Source organism: Streptomyces sp. NPDC059897 (genome assembly GCF_042730865.1).
Taxonomy (GTDB): Bacteria; Actinomycetota; Actinomycetes; order Streptomycetales; family Streptomycetaceae; genus Streptomyces.
In genome coordinates this window covers 152,077-172,733 of the sequence record NZ_JBHWKQ010000013.1, presented here as the reverse complement: position 1 = coordinate 172,733, position 20,657 = coordinate 152,077, and the positions used below count along the sequence as shown (strand labels likewise).

General features: G+C 71.6%; 18 protein-coding genes and 1 pseudogene. 15 read left to right on the top strand and 4 right to left on the bottom strand.

Annotated features, from left to right (window positions below; all coding sequences use genetic code 11):
• Positions 1–35 precede the first annotated feature (35 nt).
• Positions 36–1,199, top strand: a complete 1,164-nt coding sequence (locus ACFV9W_RS17290; protein ID WP_385761270.1) for a D-alanine--D-alanine ligase family protein — start codon at positions 36–38, stop codon at positions 1,197–1,199.
• Positions 1,200–1,223: 24 nt separating this feature from the next.
• Here the strand turns inward: ACFV9W_RS17290 and ACFV9W_RS17285 are convergent, their stop codons facing one another.
• Positions 1,224–1,736: a DUF3515 domain-containing protein gene (locus tag ACFV9W_RS17285; protein ID WP_385761268.1), complete on the bottom strand. Its 513-nt coding sequence runs from the start codon at positions 1,734–1,736 to the stop codon at positions 1,224–1,226.
• A gap of 20 nt (positions 1,737–1,756) precedes the next feature.
• On the bottom strand, positions 1,757–1,990 hold the full coding sequence (locus tag ACFV9W_RS17280) for an Lrp/AsnC family transcriptional regulator (protein ID WP_037933238.1): 234 nt from the start codon (positions 1,988–1,990) through the stop codon (positions 1,757–1,759).
• A gap of 242 nt (positions 1,991–2,232) precedes the next feature.
• Here ACFV9W_RS17280 and ACFV9W_RS17275 point away from each other — a divergent pair, with 242 nt between their 5' ends.
• Positions 2,233–3,207, top strand: coding sequence for a thiamine-phosphate kinase (locus ACFV9W_RS17275; RefSeq protein ID WP_385761263.1), 975 nt, complete (start codon positions 2,233–2,235; stop codon positions 3,205–3,207).
• Between the two features lie 132 nt (positions 3,208–3,339).
• Here ACFV9W_RS17275 and rpmB read toward each other — a convergent pair whose 3' ends face one another.
• Complete coding sequence (gene rpmB / locus ACFV9W_RS17270; protein WP_030195073.1) at positions 3,340–3,525, bottom strand: 50S ribosomal protein L28; 186 nt, start codon at positions 3,523–3,525, stop codon at positions 3,340–3,342.
• A gap of 255 nt (positions 3,526–3,780) precedes the next feature.
• Here rpmB and ACFV9W_RS17265 point away from each other — a divergent pair, with 255 nt between their 5' ends.
• From ACFV9W_RS17265 to mutM, 10 genes and pseudogenes are all read left to right on the top strand, one after another.
• A complete protein-coding gene (locus ACFV9W_RS17265; RefSeq protein WP_385761260.1) occupies positions 3,781–5,490 on the top strand; it encodes a DAK2 domain-containing protein in 1,710 nt (569 codons plus the stop codon).
• Between the two features lie 39 nt (positions 5,491–5,529).
• A pseudogene (locus ACFV9W_RS17260) lies at positions 5,530–6,429 on the top strand (enolase C-terminal domain-like protein).
• Between the two features lie 59 nt (positions 6,430–6,488).
• On the top strand, positions 6,489–8,699 hold the full coding sequence (gene recG, locus ACFV9W_RS17255) for an ATP-dependent DNA helicase RecG (protein WP_385761257.1): 2,211 nt from the start codon (positions 6,489–6,491) through the stop codon (positions 8,697–8,699).
• 431 nt (positions 8,700–9,130) lie between these two features.
• On the top strand, positions 9,131–9,730 hold the full coding sequence (gene rsmD, locus ACFV9W_RS17250) for a 16S rRNA (guanine(966)-N(2))-methyltransferase RsmD (protein WP_385761254.1): 600 nt from the start codon (positions 9,131–9,133) through the stop codon (positions 9,728–9,730).
• A 26-nt stretch (positions 9,731–9,756) separates the two neighbouring features.
• On the top strand, positions 9,757–10,236 hold the full coding sequence (coaD, locus tag ACFV9W_RS17245) for a pantetheine-phosphate adenylyltransferase (protein ID WP_385761251.1): 480 nt from the start codon (positions 9,757–9,759) through the stop codon (positions 10,234–10,236).
• Positions 10,237–10,327: 91 nt separating this feature from the next.
• Entirely contained in the window at positions 10,328–11,419 is a 1,092-nt protein-coding gene (locus tag ACFV9W_RS17240) for an ATP synthase F0 subunit B (RefSeq protein ID WP_385761249.1), read from the top strand.
• Positions 11,420–11,577: 158 nt separating this feature from the next.
• The gene (locus ACFV9W_RS17235; protein WP_385761371.1) at positions 11,578–12,222 is read left to right on the top strand and encodes a YceD family protein; all 645 of its coding nucleotides are present in this window, start codon (positions 11,578–11,580) and stop codon (positions 12,220–12,222) included.
• Positions 12,223–12,224: 2 nt separating this feature from the next.
• On the top strand, positions 12,225–12,398 hold the full coding sequence (rpmF, locus tag ACFV9W_RS17230; protein ID WP_030361955.1) for a 50S ribosomal protein L32: 174 nt from the start codon (positions 12,225–12,227) through the stop codon (positions 12,396–12,398).
• Between the two features lie 7 nt (positions 12,399–12,405).
• Entirely contained in the window at positions 12,406–13,200 is a 795-nt protein-coding gene (gene rnc / locus ACFV9W_RS17225) for a ribonuclease III (protein WP_385761246.1), read from the top strand.
• 738 nt (positions 13,201–13,938) lie between these two features.
• Positions 13,939–14,802, top strand: coding sequence for a bifunctional DNA-formamidopyrimidine glycosylase/DNA-(apurinic or apyrimidinic site) lyase (gene mutM / locus ACFV9W_RS17220; RefSeq protein ID WP_385761243.1), 864 nt, complete (start codon positions 13,939–13,941; stop codon positions 14,800–14,802).
• 4 nt (positions 14,803–14,806) lie between these two features.
• Here the strand turns inward: mutM and ACFV9W_RS17215 are convergent, their stop codons facing one another.
• Entirely contained in the window at positions 14,807–15,757 is a 951-nt protein-coding gene (locus ACFV9W_RS17215) for a CAP domain-containing protein (RefSeq protein WP_385761240.1), read from the bottom strand.
• A gap of 151 nt (positions 15,758–15,908) precedes the next feature.
• Here ACFV9W_RS17215 and ACFV9W_RS17210 point away from each other — a divergent pair, with 151 nt between their 5' ends.
• The 3 genes from ACFV9W_RS17210 (at position 15,909) to smc (ending at position 20,648) form a co-directional block, all read left to right on the top strand.
• The gene (locus ACFV9W_RS17210) at positions 15,909–16,190 is read left to right on the top strand and encodes an acylphosphatase (protein ID WP_385761237.1); all 282 of its coding nucleotides are present in this window, start codon (positions 15,909–15,911) and stop codon (positions 16,188–16,190) included.
• A 382-nt stretch (positions 16,191–16,572) separates the two neighbouring features.
• Positions 16,573–16,776 (top strand): hypothetical protein, encoded by a 204-nt coding sequence (locus tag ACFV9W_RS17205; RefSeq protein WP_306318751.1) that lies wholly within the window; start codon positions 16,573–16,575, stop codon positions 16,774–16,776.
• Between the two features lie 224 nt (positions 16,777–17,000).
• On the top strand, positions 17,001–20,648 hold the full coding sequence (gene smc / locus ACFV9W_RS17200; RefSeq protein WP_385761233.1) for a chromosome segregation protein SMC: 3,648 nt from the start codon (positions 17,001–17,003) through the stop codon (positions 20,646–20,648).
• The last annotated feature ends 9 nt before the right edge of the window (positions 20,649–20,657 follow it).

Sequence of the window (20,657 nt, the reverse complement as noted above, 5' to 3'; positions counted from 1 at the left end):
ACTCTCGTACTACCAGCAGGTACGCTCAACGCGATATGAGCAGCGAGAACCTCCCCCAGAGCCCTGCGTCCACCGCAGGTGGGCCCAAGCCGCGCGTGGCCGTCGTCTTCGGTGGCCGCAGCTCCGAGCACGGCGTCTCCGTGGTCACGGCGGGCGCCGTGCTGCGCGCCATCGACCGCTCCAAGTACGACGTGCTGCCCATCGGCATCACGCGCGAGGGGCGCTGGGCGCTGACGGCGGACGATCCCGAGCGGATGGCCATCACCGACCGCCAGGTGCCGGACGTCGCCGATCTCGCCGAGTCGCCCGAGGGCGGCGTGGTGCTCCCGGTCGACCCGGGCTCCCGCGAAGTCGTCTACAACGAGCCGGGATCGGTCCCCAAGGCCCTCGGCGAGGTCGACGTGGTCTTCCCCGTGCTGCACGGCCCGTACGGCGAGGACGGCACCATCCAGGGCCTCCTGGACCTCTCCGGAACCCCGTACGTCGGCTGCGGTGTGCTCTCCTCGGCCGTCGGCCAGGACAAGGAGTACATGAAGCGCATCTTCACGTCCTTCGGACTGAAGGTGGGGCCCTACCTGGTGATCCGGCCCCGCGAGTGGGAGCAGGATCAGGACGGTGCCCGCCGCCGCGTCGCCGACTTCGTCGGGGACCACGGCTGGCCGCTGTTCATCAAGCCCGCGCGCGCGGGCTCCTCGATCGGCATCACGAAGGTCGACTCCTTCGAGGGCCTCGACGAGGCGATCGAGACCGCCCGTGAGCACGACCCGAAGGTGATCGTCGAGGCGGGCATCGTCGGGCGCGAGATCGAGTGCGGTGTCCTGGAGTTCGAGGACGGGCCGCGCGCCTCCGTGCCCGCGGAGATCCCGCCGGCCGACTCCCACGCCTTCTACGACTTCGAGGCGAAGTACATCGACTCCGCGGCCGGCATCGTGCCCGCGCCGCTGAGCGAGGAGCAGACCGCCGAGGTCCGCAGGCTCGCCGTCGACGCCTTCGAGGCGATGTCCTGCGAGGGGCTCGTGCGCGCGGACTTCTTCCTCGACGAGGACGGCGAGTTCGTCATCAACGAGATCAACACCCTGCCGGGCTTCACGCCGATCTCCATGTACCCGCGGATGTGGCAGGAGACCGGGGTCGGCTACCCGGAGCTGGTGGACCGGCTCATCCAGGCGGCGCTGCGGCGGTCGACCGGACTGCGGTAGACCGCGGCTTCCATGACAGGCGTTCTAGTCGGCGATCCCCTTGGGGATCGCCTTCTTGATGGGGCCGGCGAGGTCGACCAGGGAGCCCGCCCCGCTCCTGGCCACCTCGTCCTTGGGGATCGTCACCTCTACGTAGGCGAGCCGGCCGCCCGTCGTCATGCGCTGCGCGCCGTCGTCGAGTTCGTCCGCGACCCAGCCGACGCCGTCGATCGTCGCCGTGTTGCTGCTCGTCTTCAACGCCGCGTCGGGCCACGGCACGCCGCAGCGCAGTATGATCGCGGGGCTTCCCCACGCCGCGGTGAGCTCCGAGCCCGGTTCGGGATCGTTGCGCTCGAGTCCGTCGACCTTCTTCGGCAGGACCTCGTCCAGGTTCCGGCACAGCTTGGCGGCCTTCGCGTCCGGAGTGGGGACCGCCGCCTCGGGTGCCTCGTCCGTCGAAGCGCAGCCCGCGGTGGCGATCAGCAAGGAGAGCGAGGGCACCGCGATGGACAGGCGGCTCAGCCGGCCGTGCCGGATCCGGTGACGATATGACTTCACCGGCACAGCGTAGACGGGGGCTACAGGTGGACGACCGGGCAGGTCAGAGTGCGCGTGATGCCGTCCACCTGCTGGACCTTGGCGACCACCATGCGGCCGAGATCGTCGACCGTGTCCGCCTGAGCGCGCACGATCACGTCGTAGGGGCCGGTGACGTCCTCGGCCTGGATCACTCCTGGAATCTTCCCGATCAGCTCGGCGACGGTCGACGCCTTGCCTACTTCGGTCTGGATCAGGATGTACGCCTGTACCACGGAACCTCCAGGGCGGCCACGAGGATCATCACGCGGATCATGTGGGGAGAAGGGACGCCACGTTATCGCGTCACCGCTCGTCGCGGGGAGACCCGGTGGCGGCTGTGGCGTCCGACGGACGTGGAAGGCAGGCCCGTGACAAGAACCGTACCCATGACAGAGACGGCCCGCGACCGCAAGCGGACCGTGGCAGACGGCCCTGGCGGTCGGCAGCGAACCGGGGCAGAAAGGGCAGCACGCGCATGAAGGGCACCGTCGGCGAGTTGGGGGAGTTCGGCCTCATCCGGGAGCTGACCTCCCGGCTCACCACCACCCCGGCCGTACGCATCGGTCCCGGCGACGACGCCGCCGTGATCGCCGCACCGGACCGCAGGGTCGTCGCCAGCACGGACGTCCTGCTGGAGAACCGGCACTTCAGGCGCGACTGGTCCACCGCGTACGACGTCGGGCGCAAGGCCGCCGCGCAGAACCTCGCCGACATCGCGGCCATGGGCGCCGTGCCCACCGCGCTGCTCCTCGGCCTCGTGGTGCCCGCCGAACTGCCCGCGTCCTGGCCCTCGGAGCTGATGGACGGGCTGCGCGACGAGTGCCAGGTGGCGGGTGCTGCCGTCGTCGGCGGCGATGTCGTGCGCGGCGACACGATCACCGTGGCGATCACCGCGCTCGGCGACATGCAGGGCCACGAGCCGGTGACACGCGCCGGCGCACAACCCGGCGACGTCGTGGCCGTGACCGGGTGGCTCGGCTGGTCCGCCGCCGGATACGCGGTGCTCTCCCGTGGCTTCCGCTCGCCCCGCGCCTTCGTGGAGGCGCACCGCCGCCCCGAACCGCCGTACCACGCGGGTCCCGCGGCGGCCGGGCTCGGAGCCACCGCCATGTGTGACGTGAGCGACGGGCTCATCGCCGACCTGGGGCACATCGCGGAGTCGAGCAAGGTCCGCATCGACATCAAGTCGGGGCAGGTGGACGTGCCCTCGCAGATGAGCGACATCGGCCAGGCCGTCGGCGTCGACCCGCTGCAGTGGGTGCTGTCCGGCGGCGAGGACCACGCGATCGTGGCCACCTTCCCGCCGTCCGTGAAGCTGCCCGCCCGCTGGAAGGTGATCGGCGAGGTCCTGGGTCCCTCCGCGCTGTCCCAGGTGACCGTGGACGGGGCGCCGTGGACGAACCAGGGCGGCTGGGACCACTTCGGGGACGGGTACGAGATCGAGTCGTGAGGCGCGGGTGCGGGCCCGCCCGCCCGCACCCGCGGAATCCGGCTCCGACGGGCACGGGGACAGAAAAAAGCCGGTCCCCGAGGGGACCGGCTTTTTCAAGCAACCAGCTAGGTGGCCGCGCTAAGCGTTACGTCAGCGCGAGACCTTGCCGGCCTTGATGCACGAGGTGCAGGCGTTGAGGCGCTTCGGCGTCCCACCGACCACTGCACGCACACGCTGGATGTTCGGGTTCCAGCGACGGGGCGTACGGCGGTGCGAGTGCGAGATGTTGTTGCCGAAGCCCGGCCCCTTGCCGCAGACGTCGCAGTTGGCAGCCACGGGTCACTCCAAAGACTTCAGATGCACTTACGGTTGATCCCGGCATGCCGGGATCAGGATCGGAGGATCTGAGTGGCGGTGCCAGGGGATGGCCCGACGGATATCGGGCAACCCGAGCAGCATACAACGGCTGCGTCGGTAGAACGAAACTACCATGGCTGGTGGGACGCCCCGCCCGGGCTCCGGACCAGGTCGGGAGCGCCTTCCGGGCCGGGCCCGCTTTCCGGACGCTCACCTTCCGCGGTCTACTCTGCGGTGCCAGTCCAGCTGCTCGAGGAGGCGCAGGTGCCGCAGGTGCTCGACGTGATCGCGGTGCGCGCCTGGTGCTCACTCGCCCTGGAGGCGCTGGGCCGCGACCGGGCCGAGATAGACGCGATCAACGTGTATCCGGTCGCCGACGGGGACACCGGCACCAATCTCTATCTGACCCTCGAGTCCGCGCACCAGGCGGTCGAAGCGGTCTTCACCGGGCTCGAGGCGGGGCCCGAACCGGCCGCTCCCGCGCTCCCCGAAGTGATGCGCGCCATGGCGCACGGCGCCCTCATCGGCGCCCGCGGCAACTCAGGGACGATCCTCGCGCAGCTGCTCCGGGGGATGGCGCAGGTCCTCGCGGCAGACGGGGCCGGTGAGGGAGATCACGCCGCGGGCGCCGACGCGGATGCCCTGCGGCTGGCGCTGGGCCGGGCGGCCGAGGCCGCGCGCGAGGCGGTCGCCCACCCCGTGGAGGGCACCGTCCTGACCGTGGCGACGGCGGCTGCGGCGGCCGCCTCCGAGGTCGACGGGGACTGCCGGGCCGTCGTCAGGGCCGCCTACGAAGGCGCGTGCGTGGCGCTGGACGCGACGCCCGGGCAGCTCGCGGCCCTGAGCAGCGCCGGGGTCGTGGACGCGGGCGGGCGGGGGCTCGTGGCCGTCCTGGGGGCGCTGAGCGAGGCGGTCTCGGGGGAGGCGGCGCCGGTCCGTCACCGTGGAGCGGGCGGCCACGCGCGCGTGGCCGCCGTACCCGACGGGGCGCTGCTCGAATGCCCCGAGGACGAAGGCGCGGCCGGCCCCGCCTTCGAGGTGATCTACCTGCTGGAGGCGGACGACGAGGCGGTGGCCCGGCTGCGGACCCGGCTCGACGCCCTCGGGGACTCGCTCGTCGTCGTCGGCGGGGACGGCCTGTGGAACGTCCACGTGCATGTGGACGACGCGGGCGCGGCCGTGGAGGCGGGCGTCGAGGCCGGGCGGCCGCACCGCATCCGCATCACCCACTTCGGGCTCGGCGACGTGCACGCGACGCACGCCTCGGCGCCGCGCGAGCGCGCACAGCGGGCCGTCGTCGCGGTCGTGCCGGGCGACGGGCTCGCGGACCTGTACACGGAGGCGGGCGCCACGACCGTGCCCGACCGGCCCGGCGAACCGCCCGCCAGCGGGGAGCTCGTCGACGCGATACGGCGGGCCCACGCGCGCGAGGTGGTGCTGCTGCCCAACGATGCCGAGCTGCGGCACACCGCCGCCGCGGCGGCCGAGCAGGCCCGCTCCGAGGGCCTGCGGATCGCGCTCATCCCGACCCGCTCTGCGGTCCAGGGCATCGCCGCGCTCGCCGTCCACGAGCCCGACCGGCGCTTCGACGAGGACGTCGTGGCGATGACCTCCGCCGCGGGGGCGACCCGGTACGGCGAACTGGCCGTCGCCGAGCGGCAGTCGTGGACCATGGCGGGCATCTGCCAGGCCGGGGACGTCCTCGGCCTGATCGACGGCGACGTGGCGGTCATCGGCGGCGAGGTGCGGGCGACGGCCCGCACGGTCCTCGACCGGATGCTCGCGGCGGGCGGCGAACTCGTCACGCTCGTCCTCGGCGAGGAGGTCTCCGACGAGGTCGCGGCCGGGCTCGAACAGCACGTGCGCGAGTCGTACCTGGCCGTGGACACGGTCGTGTACCGCGGTGGGCGGCAGTCGGCGCTGATGCTGATCGGCGTCGAGTAGAGCGGTTCGCGCGGGGGGCCCGGCCGGGAGGCCGGGCCTTTGCTGTTTTGCGCGCCGCCACCGCTGCGCCAGATCACCGAGTCGCATACACAGCACGAACCGTTCGCGCTGCGCTCGGTCGTCGAGGTGGTGACCGACAGCGGCCTGTGCGGGCTCGGGGGGGGGGGGCCTACGGTGGCGAGTCGCTCGCCGCCGACAGCGGCGTGACCGACAGCTCGCTCGCCGACCGGGTCGTCTCGCCCTTCGAGGTCGCCGCGCTCGACCTTCAGGGCAAGGCCGTCGGCCGCCCGGTGAGCGACCTGCTGGGCGGCGCCGTGCGCGACCGCGTCGCCTACAGCGCGTACCTCTTCTACAAGTGGGCGGGCCACCCCGGGCAGGAGGACGACGAGTGGGGCGCGGCCCTCGATCCGGACGGCCTGGTCCGGCAGGCGCGGCGCATCATCGACGCGCGAGGCGGTCCGGGTGCTGCGCGCCGCCTTCCCCGGGCTGCCGCTGCGCCTCGGCCCCAACGGGGCCTGGAGCGTGGCCAGTTCGGTCAAGGTGGGGCAGGAGCTCGACGGTGTCGTCGAGTACCTGGAGGACCCGACGCCCGGCATCGAGGGCATGGCCCGCGTCGCCCGCGAGGTGTCGATGCCGCTCGCCACCAACATGTGCGTGGTCGCCTTCGAGCACCTGCCGCCCGCCGTGCGCCGGGACGCCGTCCAGGTGGTGCTCTCCGACCACCACTTCTGGGGCGGCCTGCGGCGGTCCCAGCGGCTCGGCGCGCGATCTGCGAGACGTTCGGCATGGGCCTTTCCATGCACTCCAACTCGCATCTGGGCATCAGCCTCGCGGCCATGACCCACCTCGCCCGGCCTCGGCGTGGAACTCGACCGCGACGACACCGCCTACATGCGCCGCTTCCGGCCCGCATTCGACCCGGCCGTGCCGCGCTGGTGAGGCCCGCCGACCCCGGTGTTCGCGGGGGAGGACGGTGATTGTCAGTGGCGTGGTGTGCAATGGATCTCGTGCCCGCGCTCGAAGAACCACTGAAGAAGGTGCTCGGCCCCGCCACCGCGAAGGTGATGGCCGAGCATCTAGGCCTGCACACGGTCGGTGACCTGATCCACCACTACCCGCGCAGATACGCCGAGCGGGGCGAGCTCACCCGCCTCGCGGACCTGCCGCTGGACGAGCACGTGACGGTCGTCGCGCAGGTCGCGACCGCCCGCATCCTGAAGTTCAACGGCGGCAGGGGCCAGCGCCTCGAAGTCACCATCACCGACGGCAGCGGCCAGCTCCAGCTCGTCTTCTTCGGCCGCGGCATCCACAAGCCGCACAAGGACCTGCTGCCCGGCACGCGCGCGATGTTCGCCGGCAAGGCCTCGGTCTTCAACCGGAAGATGCAACTGGCGCACCCCGCCTATCAGTTGCTCAACGCCGAGTCCTCGGACGAGGCCGCCGAAGCCGTCGGCTCGTGGGCCGGGGCGCTGCTGCCGATCTACCCGGCCACGGCCAAGCTGGAGTCCTGGAAGATCGCCAAGGCCGTCGACCTGGTGCTGCCCAGCGCGCGCGAGGCCGAGGACCCGCTGCCCGAGTCGCTGCGCGAGGGCCGCGGTCTGGTGCCGCTGCCCGAGGCCCTGCTGAAGATCCACCGGCCGCAGACGAAGGACGACATCGCCGACGCCCGGGACCGCCTCAAGTGGGACGAGGCGTTCGTCCTCCAAGTGGCCCTCGCCCGGCGCCGGTTCGCGGAGACGCAGCTGACGGCCGCCCCGCGCGTACCGCAGGAGAACGGACTGCTGACCGCGTTCGACGCGAAGCTGCCCTTCACGCTCACCGAAGGCCAGCAGAAGGTCTCCAAGGAGATCTTCGACGACCTGGCCACCGAGCACCCGATGCACCGGCTGCTCCAGGGTGAGGTGGGCAGTGGTAAGACGATGGTGGCGCTGCGCGCCATGCTCGCCGTCGTCGACGCGGGCGGACAGGCCGCGATGCTCGCGCCCACCGAGGTCCTCGCCCAGCAGCACCACCGCTCCATCACCGAGATGATGGGCGAGCTGGCGGAGGGCGGCATGCTGGGCGGCGCCGAGCACGCCACCAAGGTCGTCCTGCTCACCGGCTCCATGGGCACGGCCGCCCGCCGCCAGGCCCTGCTCGACCTGGCCACGGCCGAGGCGGGCATCGTCATCGGTACGCACGCGCTGATCGAGGACAAGGTGCTCTTCGACGATCTGGGCCTGGTCGTCGTGGACGAGCAGCACCGCTTCGGCGTGGAACAGCGCGACGCGCTGCGCTCCAAGGGCAAGCAGCCGCCGCACCTCCTGGTCATGACGGCGACGCCGATTCCGCGCACGGTCGCCATGACGGTCTTCGGCGATCTGGAGACGTCCGTACTCGACCAGCTCCCGGCCGGCCGCTCGCCGATCGCCAGCCATGTCGTACCCGCCGCCGACAAGCCGCACTTCCTCGCGCGCGCGTGGGAGCGCGTACGAGAGGAGGTCAGCAAGGGGCACCAGGCGTACGTGGTCTGTCCCCGGATCGGCGACGACGAGGACGAGAAGCCCAAGAAGGGCGCCGCCAAGAAGCAGTCCGCCGAGGACGAGGCGGAGAAGCGGCCGCCGCTCGCGGTGCTCGAGGTCGCGGAGGACCTGGCGCGCGGCCCGCTCCAGGGCCTCAAGGTCGAGGTCCTGCACGGGCGCATGCAGCCCGACGACAAGGACGCCGTGATGCGCCGCTTCGCCGCGGGGGAGACGGATGTCCTGGTGGCGACGACGGTCATCGAGGTCGGGGTGAACGTGCCGAACGCGACGGCGATGGTGATCATGGACGCCGACCGGTTCGGTGTCTCGCAGCTCCACCAGTTGCGGGGCCGCGTCGGCCGAGGCTCGGCGGCGGGCCTGTGCCTGCTGGTCACCGAGATGCCGGAGGCGAGCCCGGCGCGCGCCCGCCTCGGCGCGGTCGCCTCCACGCTCGACGGGTTCGAGCTCTCCCGGATCGACCTGGAGCAGCGCCGGGAGGGCGATGTCCTGGGCCAGGCGCAGTCCGGTGTGCGCTCGTCCCTGCGGATGCTCGCCGTGATCGAGGACGAGGAGATCATCGCGGAGGCGCGGGAGGAGGCGACGAGAGTGGTCACGGCCGACCCCGAGCTCGACCGTCTGCCCGGCCTGCGGACGGCGTTGAACGCCCTCCTGGACGAGGAACGGGAACAGTACCTGGACAAGGGCTGACCCCCTGCGGGGCCGGACCCGCCTCCTCGTTGCGCGGCACCGGGGGCCGCCTTGCCCACCCTGCCTTCCCCAAGCTCTCCGACAAGCTCCGAGCAGGGGAGACCCCATGAGGCGGCAGATTGCCCAAGGCGGTGACGGCCGACCGTCGGGGTGGGGAGGCGCGGTGGCGGCAGATTGCCCAAGTCGGGGACGGCTGCCGCGGGTGGGTATTTCAAGCCCCGCCGGCGATTGAGGCGCGGGGGCCGGGGCGGAGTCCCGAGTCCGCAACGCCGGTTCGGTGAAATCAGCCCCGCCGGCGATTGAGGCGGAGCCCCGTGGCGTAAGGGCGGCCGGCCCCACTGCCCGGCAGGCGAGGTGTGTCGGCGTCCTGACAGACTGGACCTGCACTGACGTGACAGCAGAAGTCGTACGGAAGACAAGGACGTAGCGCGATGACCCGCGTGATCGCCGGGACGGCCGGCGGACGCCGCCTCGCCGTACCGCCGGGCAACGGCACCCGACCCACCTCCGACCGAGCACGCGAGGGCCTCTTCTCCACCTGGCAGGCACTGCTCGGCGGCAGCCTCGACGGCACCCGGGTCGCCGACCTGTACGCGGGTTCCGGCGCCGTCGCCCTGGAGGCGCTCTCCCGCGGCGCCGCGCACGCCCTGCTCGTCGAGGCGGACGCCCGCGCCGCCCGCACCATCCGCGAGAACATCCGCGCGATCGGCCTGCCCGGAGCCGAGGCCCGTACCGGAAAAGCGGAGCAAATCATCGCGGGCCCGCCCCCAACCACCCCCTACGACCTGGTATTTCTCGACCCTCCGTACGCCGTCTCCGACGACGATCTTCGCGAGATACTGCTCACACTCCGCACCGGGGGCTGGCTCGCGGACGAAGCGCTCGTCACCGTGGAACGCAGCACCAGAGGCGGCGAATTCCGGTGGCCGGACGGCTTCGAGGGCCTGAGGTCCCGTCGCTACGGCGAGGGCACGTTTTGGTACGGTCGCGCCGCCTTGAACACCACCCTCACGTGCGACGACGCACGATGACCGGACCGGAGAGCGAGGGACTTCCCGTGCGCCGCGCAGTCTGTCCGGGGTCGTTCGACCCCATCACCAACGGCCACCTCGACATCATTGCCCGAGCCTCCAAGCTCTACGACGTCGTGCACGTCGCGGTGATGATCAACCAGTCCAAGAAGGGGCTGTTCGAGGTCGAGGAGCGGATCGAACTGATCCGCGAGGTCACGGCCGAGTTCGGCAACGTGGAGGTGGAGGCCTTCCACGGCCTCCTCGTCGACTTCTGCAAGCAGCGCGACATCCCGGCCATCGTGAAGGGCCTGCGCGCCGTCAGCGACTTCGACTACGAGCTGCAGATGGCCCAGATGAACAACGGCCTGTCCGGCGTGGAGACCCTCTTCGTCCCCACCAACCCGACGTACAGCTTCCTGTCGTCCTCCCTGGTCAAGGAGGTCGCGGCCTGGGGCGGCGACGTCTCGCACCTGGTTCCCGAGCAGGTCAACCAGGCTTTGGCGGAGCGCCTCCCCAAGAAGTGACGCGCACGTCCACATTGGGCTTACAGTCGTCTCGTCCGTCTCCAACACCCCAGCCATACCGGCGTCTAGACGAGAGAGTGGCGAGCACACGGTGGACGTGCAGAAGAAGCTCGACGACATCGTCGGCACGGTCGGCGGCGCGCGCTCGATGCCCATGTCGGCCTCGTGCGTGATCAACCGCGCCGACCTGCTGGCGATGCTCGAAGAGGTGCGCCAGGCGCTGCCCGGCTCCCTCGCGCAGGCCCAGGAGCTCATCGGCGGCCGCGAGCAGATGGTCGAGCAGGCCCACGCCGAGGCCGAGCGGATCATCGAGGGCGCCCGCGCCGAGCGCGGCACCCTGATCGCCGACACGGAGATCGCCCGCCGCGCCCAGGCCGAGGCCGACCGGATCCTCGCCGAGGCCCGCCAGGAGGCCGAGGAGGTGCGCGCGGAGGCCGACGACTACGTCGACTCCAAGCTGGCCAACTTCGAGGTCGTCCTCAACAAGACGCTCGGTTCGGTCGGCCGCGGCCGCGAGAAGCTGCTGGGCACGGGTCCCGGCGTCGACGAGGCGGGCTACGAGGACGAGGACGCCCCCGAGCGCAGCCACGACCCGGAGACGCTGCGGCGCGACGCCGACGCGTACGTGGACGCCAAGCTCGGCGCCTTCGAGGCGGTGCTCGCCAAGACCCTGGACGCCGTCGGCAAGGGCCGGCAGAAGCTGCACGGCCGCATCGCCAGCGACGACCTCGGCACGCTGGCCGTGGACGGCGAGGGGCAGCCGCACACCAGCGACGCCGACTACCTCGCGGGCCTCGCCGAGATCGGCGGCACCCAGACCCAGCAGCCCGCCGCGGCGCCGCAGATGCCGCAGCCCCCACAGGTCCCCCAGATCCCGGCCCAGGCCCCCGAGCCCGCGCCGGTGTACGCGCAGCAGGGCCAGGACCCGTACGGCGGCTACCAGCAGCAGCCCTACGCCCAGCAGGACGCCTACGGCACGTATCAGCAGGACCCGTACGCGGCGTACCAGCAGGACCCGTACGCGTATCAGCAGCACCAGCAGCAGGACCCGTATGCGTACCAGCAGGACCCCCAGCAGCCGCAGCAGCCGCAGGCCCAGGACGGTGCGCTCGACGAGACGAGTCTCTTCGACACGAGCATGATCAGCCTGGAGCAGATGCGGCAGTACGAACAGGGGCGCTGAGCCGGTCCCGTGCCGGGCCCCGGGGGCAGATTGGGCCGTGAGCGAAAGGTCCAGTACCCTGGTTCTTCGGTCGCGCGTAGCACGTGCGTTCCGAGCTGCCCGGAATTTCGGGGCGGCAATCCCCACATGAGCTTCGAAGAACGAAAGCAGGACCAGCCCTGAACACCCACCTCGACCACCGGAACCCGTTCGTGTTCGATACGCACGAGCTGGGGCGGCGTCCTGGTGCCATGCAGCGGCTGTCCCGCACGATCGACGCTCCCAAGGAGTTCGGTCTCCTGGGGGTCATCGAGGTGCCGGAAGGTGCCCCGGTGGAGCTCGACCTCCGCCTGGAGTCGGTCATGGAAGGGGTGCTTGTCACAGGCACCGCCCGTGCATCGGCCAAGGGGGAGTGCGTAAGGTGTCTGGAGCCCGTCGTCCAAGAGGTCGACGCGGACTTCCAGGAGATGTTCTCGTACCCTGACGCCGACGACCGGGGCCGTCCCAAGGACGACGCCGGCGACGACGCCGAGGACGACGAGGACAGGCTCTTTCTCGAGGACGGCCTGTTCGACCTCGAGCCGGTGCTGCGTGATGCGGTGGTGCTCGCACTGCCGATGCAGCCGGTGTGCCAGGAAGACTGTGAGGGTCTGTGCTCCGAGTGCGGAGTGCGGCTCTCGGACGAGCCGGGCCACCACCACGACGCCGTCGACATCCGTTGGGCGGCTTTGCAGGGACTCGCTGAATCCATCCAGGACGGCGAGAAGGACGAGATGAGCGGCGCCGAAGCGCAAGCGGGCGTCGACGAGAAGCAGGAGAAGTAGCCGTGGCTGTTCCGAAGCGGAAGATGTCGCGCAGCAACACGCGCCACCGCCGGTCGCAGTGGAAGGCTGCGGTCCCCACCCTGGTTTCGTGTGAGCGTTGCCAGGAGCCCAAGCTGCAGCACATCGCGTGCCCGGCTTGCGGCACCTACAACAAGCGCCAGGTCCTCGAGGTCTGAGCGGCTGGTGAGAGGCACAGTGTCGAGCCCCAAGAAGGCGGATGACGCCAAGAAAAAGGTGGACACCACAGCCTCGTCCCATACGCTTCTGGAAGGGCGGCTCGGGTACAAGCTCGAGTCCGCCCTTCTGGTGCGTGCGCTGACACACCGTTCGTACGCGTACGAGAACGGCGGCCTGCCGACGAACGAGCGCCTGGAGTTCCTGGGCGACTCGGTCCTCGGCCTCGTGGTCACCGACACTCTCTACCGCACCCACCCCGACCTGCCGGAAGGCCAACTGGCCAAGCTGCGGGCCGCGGTGGTCAATTCGCGTGCACTTGCGGAGGTCAGCCGTGGGCTCGACCTGGGCTCCTTCATCCGGCTCGGCCGGGGCGAAGAGGGCACGGGCGGCCGGGACAAGGCGTCGATCCTTGCCGACACCCTTGAAGCGGTGATCGGTGCGGTGTACCTGGACCAGGGTCTGGACGCGGCGGGCGAACTCGTCCACCGGCTGTTCGACCCGCTCATCGAGAAGTCCTCGAATCTCGGTGCCGGCCTGGACTGGAAGACCAGTCTCCAGGAGCTGACGGCGACGGAGGGACTCGGCGTGCCCGAGTACCTGGTCTCCGAGACCGGCCCGGATCACGAGAAGACCTTCACTGCTGCCGCCCGCGTCGGAGGCGTCTCGTACGGCACCGGCACCGGCCGCAGCAAGAAGGAAGCGGAGCAGCAGGCCGCTGAGTCCGCGTGGCGTGCGATTCGCGCTGCCGCGGATGAGCGGGCTGAGGCTGCGGAGGCCGTTGACACGGCCCCCGGAGTGTAAGCCCCCCGCTTCCTGAGCCCGTCCCCCCGATCACCCGGAGGGACGGGCTTCGCGTTTCCCCGGCGCGGCCACCTTTGCGACACCGGGGTTGCGGAGGCTTGCCGCACCGGCGTTGCGCTCACGGGGCCCCGGGCCGAGCTGATCTCGCCGCACCGGCGTTGCGGCCTCGGGGCTCCGCCGGGCCGGGTTGATTTCGCCGCACCTGGGTTGCGGCCTCGGGGCTCTGCCCCGGACCCCGCTGCTCAATCGCCGCAGGGGCTTGAAATACCGGCACCGGCGCTACGAGCCCGTGCCCCCGCCCATCTCCCACCCACCCGCCCCCTCCGGGGGCGTCGGCCTCACGGGGGTGCCGCCCCGCCCGCGGGCGACCGTCGCCCAGCCCGACTCCCCGCCCGGAACGGCGAGTGCCGCCCTGCCCTGGGCATCCCGCCGTCGGAACGGCTCCCCACCCGTTCGCGGCCGGTGCCGCACCCCGTCTCGGGTATCCCGCCGTCGGAACGGCTCCCCACCCGTTCGCGGCCGGTGCCGCACCCCGTCTCGGGTATCCCGCCGTCGGAACGGCTCCCCTCCCGTTGCGGTCGGCCGCCCCCGCCTTGGGCAATCTGCCGCCCAGGGCGGCAGGGTGGGCAAGGCGGCGCCCGGTGCAGCGGGGCGAGAGGGAGGCCCCGGCCACGGGCCCCCGGGGTGCGCGGTACGCTCCCCGGATCACGCTCACCCGTTCCCGTCCGGAGGACACCCGTGCCAGAGTTGCCCGAAGTGGAGGTCGTCCGGCGCGGTCTTGAGCGGTGGGTGGCGCGGCGGACGGTCGCCGAGGCCGAGGTGCTGCATCCCCGCTCCGTGCGTCGGCACATCGCGGGCGGCGAGGACTTCGCCTCCCGGCTCAAGGGGCAGACGATCGGCGAGCCGAGCCGGCGCGGCAAGTACCTGTGGCTGCCCCTGGCGGACACCCACACCGCCGTCCTCGCCCACCTCGGCATGAGTGGCCAGCTCCTGGTGCAGCCGCACGACGCCCCCGACGAAAAGCACCTGCGCATCCGCGTCCGCTTCGACGACGAGCTCGCCACGGAGCTGCGCTTCGTCGACCAGCGCACCTTCGGCGGGCTCTCGCTGCACGGCACCGACGACCACGGCTTGCCCGACGTCATCGCGCACATCGCCCGCGACCCCCTCGACCCGCTCTTCGACGACGCCGCGTTCCACACCGCGCTGCGAGCGAAGCGCAGCACCATCAAGCGGGCCCTGCTCGACCAGTCCCTCATCAGCGGCGTCGGCAACATCTACGCGGACGAGGCCCTGTGGCGCGCGAAGCTGCACTACGAGCGCCCCACGGCGACGTTCACCCGCCCCCGCACGGCCGAACTCCTGGGCCACGTAAGGGACGTGATGAACGCGGCGCTGAGCGTCGGCGGGACGAGCTTCGACGCCCTGTACGTGAATGTGAATGGGGAGTCCGGATACTTCGACCGGTCGCTCGATGCGTACGGGCGGGAAGGGCTGCCGTGCCGGCGCTGCTCGACGCCCATGAGGCGGCGGCCGTGGATGAACCGGTCCAGCTACTACTGCCCGCGCTGTCAGCGTCCGCCGCGGGTCACCGTCGGGTAGGCCGTCAGTAGCCGAAGTTCTGCGTCCACCACGGCCCGCCCGAGCCGAAGTGCACGCCGACGCCCAAGGTCTTGAAGTCGCAGTTCAGGATGTTCGCCTTGTGGCCGGGGCTGTTCATCCAGGAGTCCATGACCGACTGGGCGTTGGCCTGGCCGCGGGCGATGTTCTCGCCGCCGAGGTCCGTGATGCCCGCCTTCTTGGCGCGGTCCCAGGGCGTCGCCCCGTCCGGGTCCGTGTGGTCGAAGAAGTCCCGCGCGGCCATGTCGTCGCTGAACGCCGTGGCGAGCGAGGCGAGGCCGCTGTCCGCCGTCACCGCGGAGCAACCCACCTTGGAACGCTCCTGGTTGACGAGCGAGAGGACCTGGGCCGCGGCCGCCTTCTCCGACGTCGTCGCCGAGCCACCGCCCGCACCGGAGGGCGCCTTCGTCCGCGCCGGAGTGGACGGGGCGGAGGTCGACGGGCTCGCGCTCCTCGTCCTCGTACCGTTGCCGCCGCTGTCCTCGGCGGAGGTGCGGGACGGCTGCGTGCCCTTCGACGGTTCGGAGGAGCGGGGCGGGGCGCTCGAAGCGGAGCGTGACGGCGTCGCGGACGGTGTGGAGCGGTCCCTGTCGCGGCTCGCCGCGGACGGCGCCCGGTCGTCGACCGCACCGCCCGTCGTGCCGCCCTGCGCCGTGACGTCGGGGGAGTCCGCGGCCTGCACCCTGCTGCCGTCGCCGCCGAACGTGAAGCCGCCGCCCCCGGGTATCAGTCCCGTGGTCACCGCGACCGCGCCCATCGCGACCGCGGCCGAGGCACCGAGCAGACCGGTGCGCAGCGGGACACCGTCGCGCTTCTTGCGGTGGTGGGGGGCGCCGGCCGGTGCGGGAGGCGAGGGGGGCGGCGGGTACTCCGCGTAGCCCTGCGCGAAGTCGCTCGCGTGCGGGCGGCCGGCGGCGGAGCGTCGGTGGCGTCCCATGTCCTGGCCTTCCTGGTTCTCTGGTCCTCGCGGTCGTCACTGTGGTGCGTGCTTCTCACTCGTACGAGTGAGGCGCGATGGTCGGGGACGCTACCCCAACTCCCCAGTGGGCGAAGTGCTCCGAGTGCATTTGGCCGGTTAGCGTGCACCCATGAACGAAGAAGTACGACTCACCGCCTGGGTGCGGGGACGCGTCCAACGTGTGGGTTTTCGGTGGTTCACCCGTGCACGTGCGCTGGAGATCGGCGGCCTGAGTGGTTTTGCTCTCAATCTGGACGACGGGCGTGTCCAGGTGGTCGCGGAGGGGCCGCGCGGCGGTTGTCAGCAACTGCTCGACTGGCTCCACGGCGACGACACACCCGGCCGGGTCGACGGTGTGACTGAGATCTGGGACACGCCCCGCGGCGGCTACGACGGGTTTGCCATCCGCTGAGTCGTCGTCGCAGGCGGGCGCGGGTGAGGCGGTGCGGGAAGTGCCGCGGGCACCTTCGTGCGGCAGAAACGCCCTGGTGGTTGCCAAGAACGGCGACCTCGTGGCAAGCTCCGCGGGAACGGATGATCTCCACGCCCCCGGGCCCCGAGCGCGAGGCCGTACCGCAGGTTCTGCGGCGCGAAGCCCCCGGTTTGCCCGCCAATACGGGGCGTGATCGTGTTGACCGTCAAACTTTTTGGTGAGACTCTGGAAGTCCCCGCGCACCTTAGCTGTTTGGCATGTGAGAACGGCAGCAATACAAGAAGTGCCAGGCACCGCGGGTGCGATTCCCTCACGACCCACACCGCTTCGGTCGGTCACGCATTGTGGAGGACCATCCATCATGGCAAAGGCGCTTCTCGGTTACGTCGGCGGCAGCGACCCGCGACTTCTCGCCGAGATGCGACGGCTCCAGCAGCGCGTCCAGGACCTCGAATCCGAGCTCGGCCGCATTCAGGCCGAGAATGACGCACTCGCGGCTGCCGCTTCTCACGACTCTCTCATCGAGGGTATCGACGTACCCCAGGCGGAGCCTGCGCTCACCTGACCACCATCAGCGACGTAGGTGGTCGGGCAGCCGTCCGTAACCAGCCGCTCGACAGAGTTGCCCAAGGGACGCTTCGGCGTCCCTTTTTTCTTTCCGGCCGTGCCTTCAGGCGCCCCCGCGCACCGTTTCCCTGACGTTCTTTACGTCAGATGTGCCCTGCATGTTCACGCGTGAAACCGTGGGTTCATGGAGTGAGACAGGGGCGCCCGGTAGAGTCCGACGGCGTGCACCTCAAGGCCCTGACCCTGCGCGGGTTCAAATCTTTCGCCTCGGCCACCACGTTGCGGTTCGAGCCGGGCATCACCTGCGTCGTGGGTCCCAACGGTTCCGGCAAGTCCAATGTCGTGGACGCGCTCAGTTGGGTCATGGGCGAGCAGGGCGCCAAATCGCTGCGCGGCGGCAAGATGGAGGACGTCATCTTCGCCGGCACCACCGGGCGGCCACCGCTCGGCCGCGCCGAGGTCTCGCTCACCATCGACAACTCCGACGGCGCGCTCCCCATCGAGTACGCCGAGGTCACCATCACGCGGATCATGTTCCGCAACGGCGGCAGCGAGTACCAGCTCAACGGCGACACCTGTCGACTTCTCGACATCCAGGAGCTGTTGTCGGACTCCGGCATCGGCCGCGAGATGCACGTCATCGTCGGCCAGGGCCAGCTGGACGGCGTGCTGCACGCCGACCCCATGGGCCGCAGGGCCTTCATCGAGGAGGCCGCGGGCGTCCTCAAGCACCGCAAGCGCAAGGAGAAGGCGCTGCGGAAGCTGGACTCGATGCAGGCCAACCTCTCGCGCGTACAGGACCTCACCGAGGAGCTCAGGCGGCAGCTGAAGCCGCTGGGCAGACAGGCCGCCGTCGCGCGGCGGGCCGCCGTCATCCAGGCCGACCTGCGCGACGCGCGGCTGCGGTTGCTCGCCGACGATCTCGTACGCCTGCGGGGCGCGCTCAGCGCCGAGGTCGCCGACGAGGCGGAGCTGAAGCGGCGCAAGGCGAGCGCCGAGGACGAGCTGAAGAAGGCGCTGCTGCGCGAGGGGCACCTGGAGGACGCGGTCCGGCAGCTGACGCCCCGGCTGCAGCGGGCCCAGCAGTCCTGGTACGAGCTGTCGCAGCTGGCCGAGCGGGTGCGCGGGACGGTGTCGCTGGCCGACGCGCGGGTCAAGAGCGCCACGTCGGCGCCGGCCGAGGAGCGCCGCGGGCGCGACCCCGAGGACCTCGAGCGCGAGGCCGCGCGGGTGCGCGAGCAGGAGGCCGAGCTGGAGGCCGCTCTCGAGGCGGCGCAGATCGCCCTGGACGAGACCGTCTCGCACCGTGCGGACCTCGAACGCGAACTGGCCGTCGAGGAACGCCGCCTCAAGGACGTCGCACGGGCCATCGCCGACCGGCGCGAGGGCCTCGCCCGCCTTCAGGGGCAGGTCAACGCCGCGCGCTCGCGGGCCGCTTCCGCGCAGTCCGAGATCGACCGGCTCGCCGCGTCCCGTGACGAGGCGCAGCAGCGGGCGACCGCCGCGCAGGAGGAGTACGAGCAGCTGCGGGCCGAGGTCGACGGGCTCGACGCCGGTGACGAGGAGCTGTCCGCGCGGCACGAGGAGGCCAAGGCGGCGCTCGCCGAGGCGGAGGCCGCGCTGAGCGCGGCGCGGGAGGCCGCCACGTCCGGGGAGCGCAGGCGCGCGGCGCTCGCGGCCCGGCACGAGGCGCTCGCGCTCGGACTGCGGCGCAAGGACGGCACGGGCGCGCTGCTCGGCGCGAAGGAACGTCTTACCGGGCTGCTGGGCCCCGCCGCCGAGTTGCTGTCGGTGGCGCCGGGGTACGAGGTGCCGATCGCGGCGGCCTTCGGCGCCGCGGCCGACGCGATCGCGGTGACCACGCCCGCGGCTGCCGCGGAAGCGATCCGCCTCCTGCGCAAACAGGACGCGGGCCGGGCGTCCCTGCTCCTGACGTCGGACCCGACCCCCGCCCGGCAAGCCCCGCCGGCGATTGAGGCGCGGGGTCTGGGGCAGAGCCCCAGCGGTGCCGCGAGCCCTGCGGCCCAGGCCGAACCCCGGCCCACCCCGAACCCCCCACACGCAGCGGAGCTGATCCGCGGCCCCGCCGACCTGATGCCCGCCGTACAGCGGCTGCTGCAAGGCATCGTCGTCGTAGGAACGCTGGAGGACGCCGAGGACCTGGTCTATGCGCGGCCCGAGCTGACCGCGGTGACCGCCGAAGGCGACCTGCTCGGCGCGCACTTCGCGCACGGCGGGTCCGCCGGGGCGCCCAGCCTCCTGGAGGTGCAGGCGTCCGTGGACGAGGCCGCCGCCGAGCTGGAGGAGCTGGCGGCCCAGTGCGAGCAGTGGGCCGAGGCCCAGCACGCCGCCACCGAACGCCGCACCGAATGCGCCGCCCTCGTAGAGGAATTGGGCCGGCAGCAACGGACCATAGAGCGTGAGCGCTCCGGCCGGGCCCAGCAGCTCGGCCGCCTCGCAGGCCAGGCCCGCGGCGCCGCCGGCGAGGCCGAGCGCAGCGCCGCCGCCGCGGCCAAGGCGCAGGACGCGCTGGAGAAGGCGGTGCAGGACGCCGAGGAGCTGGCCGAGCGGCTCGCCGTGGCCGAGGAGATGCCCGCCGACGAGGAGCCCGACACCTCCGTGCGCGACCGGCTCTCCGCCGACGGGGCCAACGCGCGGCAGACCGAGATGGAGGCGCGCCTCCAGGTGCGTACGCACGAGGAGCGCGTCAAGGGCCTCGCGGGGCGCGCCGACTCGCTCGACCGGGCCGCCCGCGCCGAGCGCGACGCACGCGCGCGTGCCGAGCGGCAGCGCGCCCGCCGCCAGTACGAGGCCGCCGTCGCGGAGGCCGTCGCCTCCGGAACCCAGCAGCTGCTCGCGCACGTCGAGGTGTCCATCACCCGCGCCGACGAGGAGCGCACGCTCGCCGAGCGGGCGAAGGCGGCGCGGGAGCAGGAGCTCGGCGCCGAGCGGGCGCGCGGCCGTGAGCTCAAGGAAGAACTCGACAAACTGACGGATTCGGTCCACAAGGGCGAGGTACTCGGCGCCGAGAAGCGGCTGCGGATCGAGCAGCTGGAGACCAAGGCGCTGGAGGAACTCGGTGTCGAACCGGCCGGACTCGTCGCGGACTACGGTCCCGACCAGCTCGTGCCGCCCTCGCTCCCCGCCGAGGGCGAGGAGCTGCCGGAGGACCCCGAGCATCCGCGCAACAAGCCGCGTCCGTTCGTCCGTTCGGAGCAGGAGAAGCGGCTCAAGTCCGCGGAGCGCGCGTACCAACAGCTCGGCAAGGTCAACCCGCTGGCTCTCGAGGAGTTCGCGGCGCTCGAGGAGCGCCACAAGTTCCTCAGCGAGCAGTTGGAGGACCTCCGAAAGACCCGCGCCGACCTGCTTCAAGTGGTGAAGGAGGTCGACGAGCGTGTCGAGCAGGTCTTCACCGAGGCATACCGGGACACCGCGCGCGAGTTCGAGGGCGTCTTCAGCCGGCTGTTCCCCGGCGGCGAGGGACGCCTCGTCCTGACCGACCCCGAGAACATGCTCACGACGGGTGTCGACGTCGAGGCCCGCCCGCCGGGCAAGAAGGTCAAGCGGCTCAGCCTGCTCTCGGGCGGCGAGCGGTCCCTGACCGCGGTGGCCCTCCTCGTCGCCATCTTCAAGGCGCGGCCCAGCCCGTTCTATGTGATGGACGAGGTGGAGGCGGCGCTCGACGACACCAACCTGCAGCGCCTCATCCGCATCATGCGGGAGCTCCAGGAGGCCTCGCAGCTCATCGTGATCACGCACCAGAAGCGCACGATGGAGGTCGCCGACGCGCTGTACGGCGTGTCCATGCAGGGCGACGGGGTGTCGAAGGTCATCAGCCAGCGGCTGAGCCAGGGCAGCAAGGGCTCCTGACATTCCCTG